Origin of the sequence: Pseudoalteromonas xiamenensis (genome assembly GCF_030994125.1) — a bacterium.
Lineage (GTDB): Bacteria > Pseudomonadota > Gammaproteobacteria > Enterobacterales > Alteromonadaceae > Pseudoalteromonas > Pseudoalteromonas xiamenensis_B.
In genome coordinates, this window is the sequence record NZ_CP099918.1 from 408,154 (window position 1) to 423,575 (window position 15,422).

Consider the following 15,422-nt stretch of genomic DNA (forward strand, 5'->3'; position numbering starts at 1 on the left):
TCCTTATCTTAGAAGCTGAAAACCACTTTGACATCACCCGTCACCGAACCGGATGCGACAAAACCAATATGATCAGGGTTTGCAGCAACAAGCTTTAGCATTTCGGCATCGCTATCAATTTCTTTTGGTGGCGTTCCTTTACCTGTAAAAATAAGCTTAGACCAATACGCTTTAAGTTGGCTGGCCGATTTGTTTAATGCTTTTGTATTAAACTCTTCTGAAACAGGGTTACCTTCTGATAAACGAACAGGCGTAGCTTTGCTTCCGTCTGCAAACGTTTTCACTTTTCCGGTGTAGATTTTTTCGATCGTTGAGGCGTCAACAGCGTTTGCGTTGCTTGGGTGTACAATAACACTCACATCAGCCGCGGCCGTCATTGAGGCAAATAGAAGTCCGTAAAGTAGTTTCATAAAACCTCCAGTGGATTTTCCATGGGAAGCGCAAAACTCCGTTTTAGCGCGCAGAGTAATTTACCGGAGATACTAGTTGATTATTGGGTAATTTTCTAATTTTTATAGGAATTTTTTATGCTATTTTTAGCATTTTCGATGAATTTGTACGTTTTTGAAAAGAATGCGGCATCCATGCCGCAGCAAGTGCTTGGGAATAACTGTAAATTGCATATCTTGTTCTGCCTCTTTCCTCCTTTTGATTGCACACCAATTGGAACATGAAACTGGAGAACAAAGCTCAATCTCAAGGCACTTTATTGAAAACTTATTGCATCACAAATAAGTCTCCAGAAACCGAATGCTCTGTCATCATCCGTTCTAAAAAACACCTATCAATTAAACTTTATCGTACAGACTTGTCTGTACGCCTTAAATCTACTAACGTATGAACAAAGAAAAAAGCTGATTATTTCTTACTTAAACATCGAATTTAGCGAATGATTACAAACATAAACTACAATCACCTGTATTACTTTTGGCAAGTTGCTCAACATGGCAGCATAGCGGCTGCAAGCAAAGTGCTTTACCTGACGCCTCAAACGATTAGTGCACAAATTAGTGCACTGGAAGACCGTTTAGGAAAACCGTTGTTTGTGCGTGAGGGCCGAGGATTGAAACTGACGGAGTTTGGTAAACTAACGCAACAATATGCCGATGATATGTTTGCTATCGCGCAAGAATGGCTGGAAACAACCCAAAGTGATACCCACAATATTGTGCGATCACTAAAAGTTGGCATTTCCGATGCCTTGCCGAAGTCCCAGGTATCAAATTGGCTCGCACCACTTATTGATAATGAACGCATCACCAATTTACAGTGCATTGACGGCCAACAAGCTGAGTTACTTGCCCAAATGGCCACACACAAATTAGACCTCGTGTTGGCCGATAAGCCACTTGACAGCTCTACGCCTTTTAAAGTGTTTTCCCATGAATTGGGAAAGAGTCAGCTTGGTTTTTTTGCGACGCGGAGTTTATTTGAACAAGTGAAGGAAAATTACCCGCAATCACTTCAAGCAAGCCCCGTTATTTTACCTGCAAAAAACAGCCCTATGACCAACGCAATCTACTTCTGGCTAAATGAACTGAATTTGGAAATATCAGTCTCTGGCCATGTCGATGATAGTGCACTCATGCACGCGTTGGGTCAGCAAGGATTCGGTATTTTCCCAGCGCCGATTGCGCTAAAAACTGAAATTGAGCAGCGCTATGATGTTCATTATGTTGGTCCCATCGACAACGTCTATCAACACTATTATGCCTTCACTCCAGACAGACTTATCAAAGACGCGATTTATTCAGAGTTTGTTCGGTATGCTCAGCAAGTCGGCAAAATGGAAGAGTAACAAAGGGCTTAGCAACCGCTAAGCCCTTAAAGTTCTAAGCTAGGTTACGTAGTAGCGCCTGTGTATTTCTACGCATTGTTTTGGCGACCATAAAATAACCTATGGTTGCGACAAAAACTGCTCCTGTCGTAGGTCCTAATAACCACACGTAAGGATGTAGTTTTCCTGGCAATTCAAAAAGCTGTTTCTGTAAGATAAGCAATGCGACATCACTGACCAAAGCAGCAACCAAACCTGCAATAGCACCCAGTAATAAAAACTCGAATAAGGTTGCCAGTTTGATTAAGCGACCTCTTGCCCCTAAGGTTCTCAGAATTACCACTTCTTGCAGACGTTCTGAAAGGCTAGCTTGAACTTGAGAGATCAGCACCAGTGCGCCACTCACCAACACGATACTCAACACAAAACTAATGGCGAGTGAAACTTGCCCTATCATAGATTGAGCTTGCTCAATCCGACTTTTTATATCAATCATACTGACCGTAGGATGCGCTTGCAGCAACTGCGACACAACTTTGGTATTCCCTGTTTGTAATTGGGCAGCCGTAAAATAAGTCACCGGTAATTGACCCGCCATATTCGGACTAAAGATCATCACAAAGTTCGGTTTTAATGAATTCCAATTGACCTTACGAATACTCGTCACTTTCGCCTCAAAAGATTGAACTCCAACGAGGAAGGTGAGTGAGTCCCCTAATTCTAGTTTTAAATATTCCGCAGCCCCTTCAGCAACTGATACTTGCAGTTCATCCGATATATTAGTAAACCACGTACCTTTTACCAGTTCATTACCTTGGGGCAATTCGCTCAGCCAAGTCAGGTTTAACTCACGACTGATGCCTTTGCGTGCATTTTCATCTTGTTCTTCCCCTTCTTGTTTGGAAGCATTGGCGGCAAAGAGCTCCCCATTTAAGGCGTTCACTCGACCTGTAAACACAGGGTAGAACGCTTCATGCGGGATCTGATTCGCTTCAAAGATACCTTTAATAGGGTCAATTTCACTTTCAGCGACATTTATGAAAAACGCATTCGGTGCATCTGGTGGTATTTGCATTTGCCAATCTGCAATCAGATCGTTTTTTAATACCACTAAAAACAGCATCAGTTTGATTGCAAGTGCAAAGCTAATTAACTGTACTGCATTGGCATTTGCGCGCTTTTGCAAAGTGGCAATTGCTAAACTCCAACTAGATCCAGGACTCAACCCTAGTTTACGTCCTGCGCCAAATGCCAAACGAGCTACTAAAAACAGCAGCAACATCACCACTAACGTACCCACAAACAAAATGAGGGTCGTTTTAATATCTCCACTAAACAACCACATGAGTGCGAAAATAGTCAGTACTGAACTACCAATATGTAACCAGCTCACCATGAGTTTATCGCCCAAATTGCGGCGAAGTACTCTAAGTGGAGGAATATCAAATAAATCTAGTAAAGGTTTCAACGAAAACATTAACGCGCAGACAACACCAATAAAAATCGACAAAAGCCATGGTTTTGGACCCGCGACTGGAAGCTGTGTATTCATCAGTTTTGCAAGGTAAGAAACTCCTATTTCCTGCAAACCAAATCCAATCGCTAACCCTAATATGACGGAAAATCCGGTGATTAACGTTAAGTGGGTAATAAAAATATTTCGAATAGTCTGCCTGCTTCCCCCCAAGGTTTTCATCATTGCGACAGGATCATACTGACGTTCACAATAGCGCTTTGCTGAAACCGCCATCGCAACGGCAGCCAACATGATCCCAAAAAGGCCAGCTAACAATAAGAATTTTTCAGACCGAGCAAGGTTTTCCCCAAGTGGGGATTGCCTATCTTTGATCCCTTCCCAACGCTGATTTTCAAGGAGCTGTGGTTTTAACCAAAGATAAAAGTCATTAAGTGCTTTTTCACTTGCGGCAAACAAAAGTCGATAGAAAACTCGGCTACCTGGTTGAATTGCTTTGGTCGATTCAATGTCATCGAAATTAATTAAAACGCGTTTATTGCCTGCAAGTGAGAAAAATGGCGCATCAGGTTCACTCACCAACACTTTTGTAACGGTAAACTGACCAGCTCCCAATTCAACCGTATCACCGACTTTCAGACCAAGTGAATAGAAAATCCCTTCACTCATCCAGGTCTCACCTTTTTGGGGGATTGCGCGGGCCTCATATTCTTGCCCATCAAGCGAGTCCTTTAACTTAAGCTTTCCTCGCAATGGGTAGCCTTGGGTTACGGCTTTTATGGAACCCAAAACTAACTCGTCGTTTGCAAATAACATCGAGTCAAAAAAGACAAGTTCAGCCGTTTCAACACTATTTTCGCCCGCAACAGCTAGAATCGATGGGTCAAACGGATGATTGCTGGAAAGTCTTCGGTCGGCGGCTATGAAATCTGCGGTCTTTTGTTCGATGTTAAGTGAAATGCGCTCGGTTACGGACGATAAACTAAAGACGGTCAACACAGCAAGTGCAATTGCCGCCAAGATAATTGTTAGCTCACCACGTCGAAGTTCCCTCGAAAACAATTTTAACGCTAATTTAAACCACATTAGCAACCCCCTCCGTCACGCGATTGTCTATTAGCTTTCCACCATCGATATGAATAATACGGTCACATTGCTGGGCCAAATGTTCATCATGAGTCACCAAAATCAATGTCGTACCTTGCGCTTTATTTAAATCAAATAGCAAGTTTTCAATAAGATGACCGTTCTTGCTGTCTAAATTTGCCGACGGTTCATCCGCAAACAAAATTTTTGGCATGCCAACAAATGCTCGTGCAATGGCCACTCGTTGTTGTTCACCACCAGAGAGTTGCGAAGGGTAATGGCTTAATCGATGTGACAATCCAACTTGCACAAGTAACTCTGTCGCTTGTTGCTTGGCATTTCGTTCGCCAGCCAGTTCAGCTGGTAACATCACATTTTCAAGTGCCGTTAAACTTTGAACCAACATGAATGACTGAAAAACAAAGCCCACCTTTTGTGCGCGGATCCGAGCACGCGCTTCTTCGTCTAACGTCTTTAACGCCTCACCATCAAGAAACACGTCTCCGCTACTGGCAGTATCTAAACCCGCCAGTAAACTGAGAAGCGTTGATTTCCCCGAGCCAGATGCTCCAACTATGGCAACTGACTCACCTGACTTGACACTAAAATTGATATCGCTAAGGATAGTCAGGTCACCTTCAAAGGTACTTACCGTTTTGTTAAGTCCTTTAACCTGAATGATGTTTAACTGAGAAAGCACTGACATGAAACGATTTTTCCTCTATTTAACTGCCTTGATGATTCTTTCGCTGCCTGTTTCATCAGCGCTTGCACTCACCAAAATCATGATTATTGGAGACAGCTTAAGCGCGGGTTATGGCCTCAAACAAGCGCAAAGCTGGGTAAAATTGTTACAAAATAAATACGATGAAACAGACAAACCGATCGAATTGTTCAATATGAGTGTGAGTGGGCAAACTACCGACAACGCACTGCTAAAGATAGCAAAGCAACTCGAAGTAAATACCCCAACTCACGTCCTAATCGAGCTTGGAGGTAACGATGGGCTGCGCGGTTTTCCCGTCAAGCGTATTAAAGAAAATCTAATGGAATTAGTATCACAAAGCCGTACTGCTGGCGCTAAAGTCGCCATCATGCAGGTCGCGATTCCACCTAATTTAGGCCCTCGCTACACCGAAATGTTCAGCAATACATTTGCGAACGTGGCGGAGAAAACGAGTAGCTTTAAAATGCCATTTTTCATGAACCAAATCGCTGACAAGCCAGCGTTAATGCAAAATGATAATTTACATCCAAATGATGAAGCTCAGCCATTAATCCGCGACATAATGGAAAAACAAATCGATGAGTGGCTTACTGCCAGTCAATAAAAGTCCTCTCATATCAGAATTGCGCTATAAAATTGCATCGTTGCGCTCGGGCAACTTTATATTGATGAAATAATTCGTTGATTTGAGAGGGAGTTTTAAGACTTGTTTTCGATCTGTCGAACACAGAAAAAGCCGGCCACGTTCAAACCAATAGAATGCGTTTTGGTTACAAATTCGACTTATCTCATACGCCTCATTAATGCTGCACTTAACAAATGCACTTAGCTCTCGATACGTCATGAGTTCATTTCCACCATATAGCAATTGGAACTGAAAGCCACCTAATCTCAAGAGTGCACTATGACGGCGTATAGTGAATTTGGTACGTATAGTCGATTGAGTCACGCCCGCTGGTACGCACAAACTAATAATCGCACCTCGCTTGAAGCGATTAAGTGGTTGAATAGGTTGAAAGCGAACGGTTTGATAACGCGCCCATAATTCGCCACAGCAACTACCTTGGGTTTTAATTCGTTCTCTAAACATTCTATTTTTGTGTATTGTCATTTCGGTACATTGAAGCACTTTGCGTTTTTTACACATGCTATGAATATAGTTGAGGTAAAATGCACCCAACAAAAAAGCAAGCGCATCGGCTTGCTTTTTCAGACAAGTAAATCTGGGTATAACTAAAACTGAGCAGTCAGTGCTAGTTGATAAACATTATCTAGGTAGTTAAATGTTACATAATACTCATTACTAAAGAAATAGTCAGCTTCTACCAACAATTTAGAATCAATGGCCCCTAATCCTAAAGAATATTGCTGGCCAAAATAGTATTTCACACCACCAGACCAATAATCATTATACTTATTGTCTGAATAGGACAAATTTACAGTTACGTGATCTGCATTATTCACCAAAGCAAAATAACGAGCTGAAACAGATCTACTATCAAACTCGACGTCCGTGTTTGCTGTAAAACCTAGATAATCCGTGCTATTCAAATCGTGTTGATATTGCGCGGTAAGATAAGTGTCGTCCGTATCTTCATTATACATTACGGATGTTTTGAGATTATCAGCAAAAAGGTAGCCCACACCCGCTAATCCAGTCGTTTTACCATTGTTATGTGCTAAACCACCCACTGCAAAAAACTTGTCCATGAAATATTCACCGCTAACGGCAAAAGGATTCGAACTACCAAAATGCGCGTAATCAAATGAAACATTGCTGTCCGTATCGATGTAGCCCCAATCGTCTAGCGTACCTGAACTCTCTTGCGGCGCGAAATAGTACTGGCTAGATAACGCATAAGCATTATTACTAATGTGTTCAAAGTCGGTAATTCGAAACGATGTGAACCACGATTTTTGTGGCAAGCTTTGTTGAGCTTGTATAGTCGTACTTGCAAACAATGCAATCACTGGCAGTGTGTATTTAAAACGCATAAAAATCCTTAATGCTACATTATTATATGGTCATTCCATTACTTGATATTTTGCATGAAATTGAACCGACATTCTCAATGATACTTCCCTATAAATTAATGATTGCTGACTTATTCGAAATCAACACGCCATTTCGGGAACGGGAATAGTATCCACTTTAAAATGAGCCATCAACTTAAAACTTAATCACTATCTGTTTTTTGATTAATAAAATCATTCGTGCTGTCTGCTATTCTCTAATAGCATATTAATCACGTGATTAAGCAGGCAATTCAATGAACGAACAGCAAACAAAAAACCTCAGTAATGAAGAGCAAGATTCGCCACGAGAGAAGCTTCTAAGAGCAGCGAAAAAATTATTCATTAAAAAAGGTTACAGTCGCGTAACGACGAGAGCGATTGCTGAAGAAGCCAACGTCAATATGGCGTTGATAAAGTATTACTTTGTCGACAAAGCGGGGCTGTTCGAAACGGTGTTTCGAGATGTTGCAGCTCCTCTACTGGAACTTATTCATCTTGCGCAGCAGAAAAAGCCAAATCAAGAAGTCTCTCCTTACATACTCACTCAGTTCATAGAGCGCTACTACAAAGTAATGAGCCAACACCCAACACTGCCTAAAATTATTTTCATGGCTTTGCACGATACCTCATCCAAAGAACATGAAATTGTTAAAAAAATCTTTTTCGACCATTTGGAAATTGGTGTTAGTACATTAAATGCCGCTTTTTCGAAATTAACACCAGAAGAGCCTATACGCACGGAATGGCTACTCATCACGTGCATTGGTATGTCTGTTTTTCCTTTTGTGATGCCCCCCGTTCTTAAACAGTTGTTGGGCGTTGGAAACTCGCAAGCTGAATTAGAGGCGCTAGGGAAACACCAGCAGGCCATTTTCAACACCTTTTTAATGCGTTTAACTCATCAGGAAGCACAATGAATAAAGTAACTCTAGCCCTTGCCATGGTTATTGGCACATTAATGAGCGGCTGTTCGGTACCAGAAAGCCGTATTTTTGGCATTATTGAAAGGCCTCAGATTCAAGTGAGCAGTCCTTCCACTTCGCTTATTAACGAACTCCTTGTAAAGCGAGGCGAACAAGTCTCCAAAGGGCAAATATTGGTCCAAATGGACAATGAAATTCAGGTGCAGCAAGTTGCCGCTGCCCAAAGTCAAATCAAGCGGCTCGAATCCGCGCTACACCTTCTACAAGCCGGTACACGCGAAGAACAACTTCAACAGGCTAAAGCTCGCGTGAGTGCAACGCAGGCCAATTGGACAGAAGCAAAACGACAAGTCGTTCGCCAAGAGCAGCTCATTAAAGATAACTTGACCTCTCAAAACGCTGTAGACAGCGCACGTGCAAATTTAGACGCAACATTAGCCGCCTACAATGAAGCGCAAGAAAAACTCAGAGAGCTTGAAAATGGCGCTCGCTTTGAAACCGTACAGCAAGCCCAAATTGCCATTGAAGAAGCAAACTCTCAACTCGCCATCGCTAAGAAACAGTTGAATGATTTAACGCTCACTTCACCGACCAACGGAGTAATTGAAGACTTACCTTGGCAGTCGGGTGAACGTCCACCAGCCGGCGCACCAATTGCGTTGATCGCTGACAGCCAACACGCCTTTGCACGTTTGTATTTACCAGAAAGTAAATTGAGCCAAATTACGCTTGGCAGTAGCTTGTCTCTAAATACCGATGGCAACACCAACGCACTTCAAGGTAAAGTTACTTACATCAGCAGTAGCGCAAGTTTCACACCGTATTTCGCGTTATCGCAAGAAGAGCGAGCTCGACTGATGTACGTTGTTGAAGTTGAACTGCCCGAGAATACGGATCTACCGACAGGTACGCCAGTGTGGATGGTTATGCCATGAGTAACAACGAAATCATTGTCCATTGCAAAGATTTAGGGAAAAAATTTGGAGACTATTGGGCTGTCTCGAGTCTTGATTTAACAATTCGAAAGGGCGAGATCTATGGTTTTCTAGGTCCAAACGGCTGTGGTAAGTCAACCACGATACGAATGCTAACTGGCCTACTCACGCCGACCACTGGCAAAGTCGAAATCATGGGTAAAGATGTTGCTCAACACGGTGAAGCTCTTAAATCAAACTTAGGGTACATGACGCAAAAATTTTCGCTTTATGGCACGTTAACCGTTTTAGAAAATTTGGAATTTGTTGCGCAAATTTATGGCCTTGCGAATAAAGATGCCAAAGCGCGTATTCAAGAACTGCTTAATGAGTATCAATTGGAAGACAAAAAGGATGTCCTGGCAGACTCACTAAGCGGCGGGCAAAAACAGCGTTTAGCGCTCGCGGCTGCAGTGATACACAAACCTTATTTATTGTTTTTGGATGAACCCACGTCAGCAGTGGACCCTGAAAACCGTCGCGCATTCTGGGAGCAACTTTTCCTGTTGAGCGCGCAAGGCACTACCATTTTGGTTTCAACCCATTACATGGATGAAGCAGAACGCTGCCATCGCCTCGCTATTTTAGAGCAAGGGGTAAAGCGCGCGGACGATAGTCCATCGTCTTTGATGGAAAATCTGAAAGTCCATGTGTGCGAAATATCGGGCGAAGACGTTTCGGTGCTTAAAAAGCCCTTGTTTGATATTCCAAATGTCATCTCGGTGTCGCAAATCGGCCCTCGCTTGCGCGTTCTGGTCAACAAACGTGAAACAAACCCTATTGATTTACTGAAAAGCACGGTCGGTGAATCATTTGAAGTCGATTTTACTCGTCCAAATTTAGAAGACGTCTTTGTGACCAGTACGGGGAGGGGTTATGCAGAGCTTGCATAGATTGTACGCCATAGTCAGTAAGGAGTTTAAACAACTGGCTCGCGACCGTATTACGTTCGCCATGATCGTCATGATCCCGCTGGTTCAGTTAATGCTGTTCGGCTACGCCATTAATACAGATGTACGCCACGTTCACGCAGGAATAGTCGACTTAAGCCAAACGTTTCAGTCACGTCAGCTCATCCAAACGGCAGCAAATACGCAAGTGGTCGATTTTAAACGCTACTATTCTTCGGCTGAAGCCGCGGAACAAGCAATTGTAAAAGGCCAAGTAAGTACCGTGTTGGTGATCCCCGCTGACTTTGTCCGTCGTCAATTGGACCGAGATTACCAACTTACGGGTATGCGTCCTGGCAATAGCACCGTTCAACAAAGTGTCGCTCAATGGTTAATCGATGGCTCCGATCCCGTGTTAAGTGGTGCAGTCTCTGGACTTTCCAAGTTACCTATAAGTATCAAACGATTACCTCGTCCTGCACTGCCGGACCCAGAGTTTGCCCTTTTAAACTACTTTAATCCAGAAAAGCGTGCCTCGGTAAACATTGTGCCTGGTTTGATTGCCGTTATCTTAACCATGACCATGATTTTATTTACGGCTTCCGCTTTAGTGCGCGAACGTGAACAAGGCAATATGGAATTCTTAATTACGACCCCTATCCGCCCAACGGAATTGATGCTTGGAAAAATATTGCCCTACATTATTGTTGGTTTTATTCAAATGGGGATCATTTTATTGCTTGGGCATTGGCTGTTTAATGTACCGCTTAATTTCGATGTTGGAAGTCTGCTACTCGTAACGTTGCTATTTATTACCGCTAGTTTGACGCTTGGATTACTGATTTCTACAAAAGCGCAAAGCCAACTACAAGCCATGCAAATGACGGTGTTTGTGTTATTACCCTCAATATTGCTCTCTGGGTTTATGTTTCCATTTGCGGCAATGCCTACCGCTGCACAATACATTGCCGAAATTCTGCCTGCGACGCATTATGTCCGCTCGATCCGTGCTGTCGTCTTAAGAGGGGCACATTTTAGCGATTTGAGTTTTGACTTGGTTTGTTTGGTTGCATTTAGCATTGTCGGATTTATTCTTGCAACGCTTAAATTTAAGAAACGTTTAGACTGATTCAAGCTGGGATAACGTGTTATCTTCAAAGACCTATTTGCAGCGATTCAGTTGCAAATAGGTCCAGTTAATCACCTCTTTGATGCATAAAGCGATCTGGCTGACTCTAAAAACATAAAAATGGCAGACCGTCGTTCTTGCAGACATTTACGTTACAATTTGGTCTTTGTCGCATTGACCATGTCTAGCAGTGCATCCAATATCATCGGTTCGCGTTTCTGTTGTGTCGCAATTTCCAATGCTTTCTCATAGCTACCGAGCGCCAATTGGTAGTTTTTCAGAGACTCATAACCTTGCGCGAGCTTCATGTGTGAATATGCATGATCACTATAATGTTTGGTGAAAACTTGCAGTGTAGAAATGGCTTGTTCTTTACGTGCATATTCGATTTGCATGTCAGCTAGCTCGACAAACGTATCCATTGGTACCGCAATGGTATATCCCATTTTTTTAGACAATTCTTTGTAATAATCGAGTACCGCGTTAACACCAGAATATTTCGCAAGTTCAGGCGTCACGTTGAAATACATGTCTTTAAACAATACCTCCATGCCTTCTGTGACGGCAGGCAAAATAGCGGACATGTGGGTTCTCGTTGGGTATTGCTTAATTTGCCAATTGACGCCCTTTGGCTGATGTGATTCTAGTTGCGCCGCAAGGTTCATAACACCCGAATAAAAATGTCCCCCTTCACTTGCAATCGTTATATACAGCGACTCGTTATTGCGCGGCTGTTTCGCCAGGTTACTCAAATTTTGCTTTATTTGTTCCGATGTCCACCAGGCGTTCGGGCTAACAATCAAGTAGTTGTTGAATAAATCTGGGTAATTATAAAAAGCATGGAGCGCAAACGTCCCAGCGTTAGAATGACCAATCAAGGTTTTGTTTGGGTACGTTTTATAATTTTTTTCGATGTATGGAAACAACTCTGTCTTCAAAAAAAGTACAAAGTTATCTGCATTCGTTTCAATGTGTTTATCTACAATAAACTGTTGAGGGATGGTTTTTGCCTCTCCATTTAACGCTGGAAAATAGTCTCTTGGGCGATTTGTCGTTTCCACCCCGACTAACATCAAGTTAGGGACTTGTTCGTTATCCATTAAAGACTTGAGCACGCCGGCAACAGTAAAGTAATGTTCACCACCATCCAACAGGTAAACAACGTTATAGCGTTTGTTTGCTTCGAGTTTATCTGGTGTATAAATCCAAAGAGGTCGAGTTTCACCTAGCACGTTTGATTCAATTGATGCTTTCTCACCAAAGTTCAAAGGTTCATTAGCTGTTGCCGTTAGACTCGCCATTAATGTGAAAAATAAGATTCCCAATTTAAGTGTCTTCATTTCCTTTCTCTCTTAATTTATCCAAATTCATCCTGCCCTACTCCTGAATAAAACTCAAGTCGAGGTACTCCCACCCAGTTGGATTAAGATGAATGACCAGATTCAGATAAATATTGTTTGGTAATAACCATCACACGCTTTCGTTCTTGCAAAGAAAAGTGAGTTTCTAAGTAGTACTGCTTATCTACCACCGATGGTTCATCCTCAAGAAAATGAAACCACTCATTCAAACGGCTTTGCCACTGTTCTTTTTCCTTTTCAAGAACCAAAATACGAGCTTGAACTTCCGGTGTTTGTTCAGAGAGCCACACAGCGTGTTTAGTTTGATCTGGCTGGAGTGCTTTTTCGAGCATTAGGGTAGGCATGATTGCTTTTTGTTCTTCTTCGGAAAGTCGCTCAATGCTTTCAGCAATCCACCGCTCCTTCTCCTCCTTAGACAGCCGTATATCAGACAAAATTTCCGCGCGCTCTTTTGCACCTACATTCCACCGCATTTCATCCGCAAACCACGCCGAAAATTGCTCAGCTGTAAAATGTTTACGTAATAACTCTTCGTAAATCGCAAGTCGTTCACTTAACGAGAGATTTAATGGGGCATACTGAGCGAGCGCCTGTTTAAACGAAATGTATCGTTTGAGTAACGCTTCTTCACAAACGGAGAAAGCCTGAGTGTCAGGGTTTTCTTGCCACGCTAAAAAGGCATTTTCTAGAAAAGTGCGGTCAATGTTTACGTCATTGCATTCCGTAGAACTGACGATTAAACCCTTTGCGTCTTCTTGCGTTTGGAGGCGTACGTCAACGTTCGCAACCGCTAATGTTTGTGCAAGGGTATTACTGACTTGACGATTTAAATCAGTATGAATAGGGCTTATCGTGAGCCACACAGCGCCTACGATAAGTCCTAAAATAATTAAAACAAGGCTGCGCATATCACAGCCCTAGATTGTTTAAACGCTCACCGTGCTGGCGATATAACGTAAGCGGATCTGTATCGAATAGATGATGAATACCTACAAAATGGTTTACTTCGTCTAAGTGATTCATTTTGTAATGTGTCCCAATCACCTGCCCTAAATGACTCGAGCATGCAGAGACAAGACCATCATTCTTTCCAGAAAAGGTTTTGGAAAAGAGTAACAATGCAGCATCCGCAGGGTCAAACACGTTGGTATACGCACTTTGTCCACTCCACGAATAATAGCGTACGCCATTTTCAGCAAGGCTCGATGATTGCCCACAGTACTCAGATGGAATTCCTTCTGGATATTTCGCATTGAACGCCAAAGTTCCTCGAGTGGTCAACGTTTCAAGTGCTTCTAACGGTGCTTCCGGCACATCCCCTTTACCCGATAACCAACCGATAAAATTTGCAAGGCCAGACGCTAGGCTGGCTAAAAATGCTTCGGAAAATGTTCCAGGTTTGACGTGCCCTCTTACCGCATCCGCAAACTCACTTCCCCAGTTAACTCCACCGACTGACGCAACAGTTGCCACCCACGCAGGATTAACCGATGCAACATAACGACTCGTTTGTGAACCTTGACTATGACCAATCAAATGTACTTTTTCTGCTCCAGTTAATGCACGAACCATCGCCACTTGTTCGAGTAATTGCTCTCCTCTTAACTCAGAACTATTTGCCGCGGAGACATTTGCAACAAAGACTTCACGTCCTTGTTGCGTGTAGATTTGCGGTACTCTATAGAAATAATCAAACCCTAATAAATTATCAAACCCAAACAACCCATGGACGAGGACAATGGGATAACGCTCAACGCCACTTACACTCAACTCATTGTTTATTATCGTTTCTTCTGATTGTGCCTGACAACTCAAGGCAATAGATACTGCGCACGACAATGCAATGGATAGCTGCTTTACCTTTTTCATACTTGCTCCATTTTTTACAGTTATTTAACAATCAAGCGTAGTAGTAAGTGGTAAGAGGTCAAGCCAGAAACTTTATATTTATTAAAAAAATGTGAATTTTTTATGTTTTTCACACGCTTACCAATTTTGAACCGATAACGCCAAGTGCGACGATAAATGCTATGCTCAACGTAGCAAATCCTGCTTCAGTGGAGAACAATCGTGCTCTTAGCCCTCGTTTCATCGGCTTTTATTCATGCACAATTAGAAAAAATTGACGCGCTTATGGTGAACGAGCCAAAGCAAGCCCTAGCATTGTATGAAGAGCTTGCGCCAAAGCTGACAGGTCAAGTAAACGAAGGTGGCATACTCGCCCATTTGAAAGGATTGCAGGCAGCCTCTTACGGACTAAACCGAGACAAAATCAGAGCAATCTCAACTGAAGTCGCAAGACCGCTTTGGCGAACCCATATTGATCCCTATCTCGCCAATTTTATGCTTGCAATTGGTGCAGCCTATTCTCGGCTAGATCAATACACCAATGCAGCCATGCTCTATGATTGCGCCAATAATTACGCCACCAAAGAGGTGCGATACTCGCTCGCGATAAATAGCTCTATAGCCTATTCTAGGCTGGATGATCTGGATGCCGCAAAAAAGGTACTGCTACGCGTCGACATGGCGTCACTCTCTGACGGTCAGAAATCATCAATGTACAATCAACTGGGTAACATTGATGACTTACAGTTAAAACCGGGTGATGCATTAAGCAATTACAAAAAAGCGGTTCTTTACGCAACTAAAGCCGATAATATAAGGGCGCAAGTTGTTCAAAACCTCAATATTCTTGATGTCATTGTTCGGTATCAAACTCATCAAGAGCAGTTCAACCGTCATGTCAAATTTACACAAAGTTTGCTCGAGCAAAAGCCGACCAAGCTCTTTCAAGACCATCTTAATTTGCTGATCCATTTACATGAATATCAAACTAGTAAAGATCCAACGGACAAATCAAAACGATACCGATTAATTGAAGAACAAGCTAAATCTGAAGACAACCCCTACGCCATTGATTTACTGTCGCAATTAGGGTTTGCCAATTCCCCAGATCCAAGGGTGATTAACATTGAATCCGATGACATTAAAACCAATCCGCTCTACGTAACCTATTGTCAATTTATCAAAGAGAGCGAGTAGTTACTGTTACTTACCTTAGC

General features: G+C 42.6%; 15 protein-coding genes. 7 read left to right on the top strand and 8 right to left on the bottom strand.

Annotation, left to right across the window (positions count from 1 at the left end; translation table 11 throughout):
- Positions 1–8 precede the first annotated feature (8 nt).
- Complete coding sequence (locus tag NI389_RS18925) at positions 9–410, bottom strand: phosphate ABC transporter substrate-binding protein (RefSeq protein WP_308363037.1); 402 nt, start codon at positions 408–410, stop codon at positions 9–11.
- A gap of 479 nt (positions 411–889) precedes the next feature.
- Between NI389_RS18925 and nhaR the strand changes: the two genes are divergently transcribed.
- Positions 890–1,798, top strand: coding sequence for a transcriptional activator NhaR (nhaR, locus tag NI389_RS18930; protein WP_308363039.1), 909 nt, complete (start codon positions 890–892; stop codon positions 1,796–1,798).
- A 34-nt stretch (positions 1,799–1,832) separates the two neighbouring features.
- Here nhaR and NI389_RS18935 read toward each other — a convergent pair whose 3' ends face one another.
- Entirely contained in the window at positions 1,833–4,337 is a 2,505-nt protein-coding gene (locus NI389_RS18935; protein WP_308363040.1) for an ABC transporter permease, read from the bottom strand.
- Entirely contained in the window at positions 4,327–5,043 is a 717-nt protein-coding gene (locus NI389_RS18940; RefSeq protein WP_308363042.1) for an ABC transporter ATP-binding protein, read from the bottom strand. Before NI389_RS18940 ends, NI389_RS18935 begins: the two co-directional genes overlap by 11 nt.
- On the opposite strand from NI389_RS18940, the gene NI389_RS18945 reads away from it, so the two are divergent.
- Complete coding sequence (locus tag NI389_RS18945) at positions 5,042–5,668, top strand: arylesterase (protein ID WP_308363043.1); 627 nt, start codon at positions 5,042–5,044, stop codon at positions 5,666–5,668. The two genes, NI389_RS18940 and NI389_RS18945, sit on opposite strands and share 2 nt — an antisense overlap.
- A gap of 24 nt (positions 5,669–5,692) precedes the next feature.
- Here the strand turns inward: NI389_RS18945 and NI389_RS18950 are convergent, their stop codons facing one another.
- A complete protein-coding gene (locus tag NI389_RS18950) occupies positions 5,693–6,175 on the bottom strand; it encodes a hypothetical protein (protein WP_308363044.1) in 483 nt (160 codons plus the stop codon).
- Positions 6,176–6,297: 122 nt separating this feature from the next.
- Positions 6,298–7,059: a putative porin gene (locus NI389_RS18955; protein WP_308363045.1), complete on the bottom strand. Its 762-nt coding sequence runs from the start codon at positions 7,057–7,059 to the stop codon at positions 6,298–6,300.
- Between the two features lie 275 nt (positions 7,060–7,334).
- Here NI389_RS18955 and NI389_RS18960 point away from each other — a divergent pair, with 275 nt between their 5' ends.
- Genes NI389_RS18960 through NI389_RS18975 form a run of 4 tightly spaced genes read left to right on the top strand, consistent with a single transcriptional unit; the run spans position 7,335 to position 10,996 of the window.
- Positions 7,335–7,997, top strand: coding sequence for a TetR/AcrR family transcriptional regulator (locus NI389_RS18960; RefSeq protein WP_308363046.1), 663 nt, complete (start codon positions 7,335–7,337; stop codon positions 7,995–7,997).
- Positions 7,994–8,938 carry an HlyD family secretion protein gene (locus tag NI389_RS18965; protein WP_308363047.1) on the top strand — a complete coding sequence of 315 codons (945 nt, stop codon included), beginning with the start codon at positions 7,994–7,996 and terminating at the stop codon, positions 8,936–8,938. The genes NI389_RS18960 and NI389_RS18965 overlap by 4 nt, the downstream gene beginning before the upstream one ends.
- The gene (locus tag NI389_RS18970; RefSeq protein WP_308363048.1) at positions 8,935–9,870 is read left to right on the top strand and encodes an ABC transporter ATP-binding protein; all 936 of its coding nucleotides are present in this window, start codon (positions 8,935–8,937) and stop codon (positions 9,868–9,870) included. The genes NI389_RS18965 and NI389_RS18970 overlap by 4 nt, the downstream gene beginning before the upstream one ends.
- Positions 9,854–10,996, top strand: a complete 1,143-nt coding sequence (locus NI389_RS18975) for an ABC transporter permease (protein ID WP_308363049.1) — start codon at positions 9,854–9,856, stop codon at positions 10,994–10,996. Before NI389_RS18970 ends, NI389_RS18975 begins: the two co-directional genes overlap by 17 nt.
- 152 nt (positions 10,997–11,148) lie before the next feature.
- Here NI389_RS18975 and NI389_RS18980 read toward each other — a convergent pair whose 3' ends face one another.
- The 3 genes from NI389_RS18980 to NI389_RS18990 all read right to left on the bottom strand — a co-directional run bounded on the left by NI389_RS18980 (position 11,149) and on the right by NI389_RS18990 (position 14,226).
- Positions 11,149–12,336, bottom strand: a complete 1,188-nt coding sequence (locus NI389_RS18980) for an alpha/beta hydrolase (protein ID WP_308363050.1) — start codon at positions 12,334–12,336, stop codon at positions 11,149–11,151.
- An 83-nt stretch (positions 12,337–12,419) separates the two neighbouring features.
- Positions 12,420–13,265, bottom strand: a complete 846-nt coding sequence (locus NI389_RS18985; protein WP_308363051.1) for a lipase secretion chaperone — start codon at positions 13,263–13,265, stop codon at positions 12,420–12,422.
- Position 13,266: 1 nt separating this feature from the next.
- Positions 13,267–14,226, bottom strand: coding sequence for an esterase/lipase family protein (locus tag NI389_RS18990; protein ID WP_308363053.1), 960 nt, complete (start codon positions 14,224–14,226; stop codon positions 13,267–13,269).
- A gap of 201 nt (positions 14,227–14,427) precedes the next feature.
- Between NI389_RS18990 and NI389_RS18995 the strand changes: the two genes are divergently transcribed.
- Entirely contained in the window at positions 14,428–15,402 is a 975-nt protein-coding gene (locus tag NI389_RS18995) for a hypothetical protein (protein ID WP_308363054.1), read from the top strand.
- Positions 15,403–15,422 lie beyond the last annotated feature (20 nt).

What these genes read in the sequence shown, in the direction of transcription:
- NI389_RS18985 (WP_308363051.1), bottom strand. Translation starts at nt 13,265, where the DNA reads ATGCGCAGCCTTGTTTTAATTATTTTAGGACTTATCGTAGGCGCTGTG.
- NI389_RS18925 (WP_308363037.1), bottom strand. Translation starts at nt 410, where the DNA reads ATGAAACTACTTTACGGACTTCTATTTGCCTCAATGACGGCCGCGGCT.
- NI389_RS18970 (WP_308363048.1), top strand. Translation starts at nt 8,935, where the DNA reads ATGAGTAACAACGAAATCATTGTCCATTGCAAAGATTTAGGGAAAAAA.
- NI389_RS18945 (WP_308363043.1), top strand. Translation starts at nt 5,042, where the DNA reads ATGAAACGATTTTTCCTCTATTTAACTGCCTTGATGATTCTTTCGCTG.
- nhaR (WP_308363039.1), top strand. Translation starts at nt 890, where the DNA reads ATGATTACAAACATAAACTACAATCACCTGTATTACTTTTGGCAAGTT.
- NI389_RS18950 (WP_308363044.1), bottom strand. Translation starts at nt 6,175, where the DNA reads ATGACAATACACAAAAATAGAATGTTTAGAGAACGAATTAAAACCCAA.
- NI389_RS18940 (WP_308363042.1), bottom strand. Translation starts at nt 5,043, where the DNA reads ATGTCAGTGCTTTCTCAGTTAAACATCATTCAGGTTAAAGGACTTAAC.
- NI389_RS18975 (WP_308363049.1), top strand. Translation starts at nt 9,854, where the DNA reads ATGCAGAGCTTGCATAGATTGTACGCCATAGTCAGTAAGGAGTTTAAA.
- NI389_RS18960 (WP_308363046.1), top strand. Translation starts at nt 7,335, where the DNA reads ATGAACGAACAGCAAACAAAAAACCTCAGTAATGAAGAGCAAGATTCG.
- NI389_RS18955 (WP_308363045.1), bottom strand. Translation starts at nt 7,059, where the DNA reads ATGCGTTTTAAATACACACTGCCAGTGATTGCATTGTTTGCAAGTACG.
- NI389_RS18990 (WP_308363053.1), bottom strand. Translation starts at nt 14,226, where the DNA reads ATGAAAAAGGTAAAGCAGCTATCCATTGCATTGTCGTGCGCAGTATCT.
- NI389_RS18965 (WP_308363047.1), top strand. Translation starts at nt 7,994, where the DNA reads ATGAATAAAGTAACTCTAGCCCTTGCCATGGTTATTGGCACATTAATG.
- NI389_RS18935 (WP_308363040.1), bottom strand. Translation starts at nt 4,337, where the DNA reads ATGTGGTTTAAATTAGCGTTAAAATTGTTTTCGAGGGAACTTCGACGT.
- NI389_RS18980 (WP_308363050.1), bottom strand. Translation starts at nt 12,336, where the DNA reads ATGAAGACACTTAAATTGGGAATCTTATTTTTCACATTAATGGCGAGT.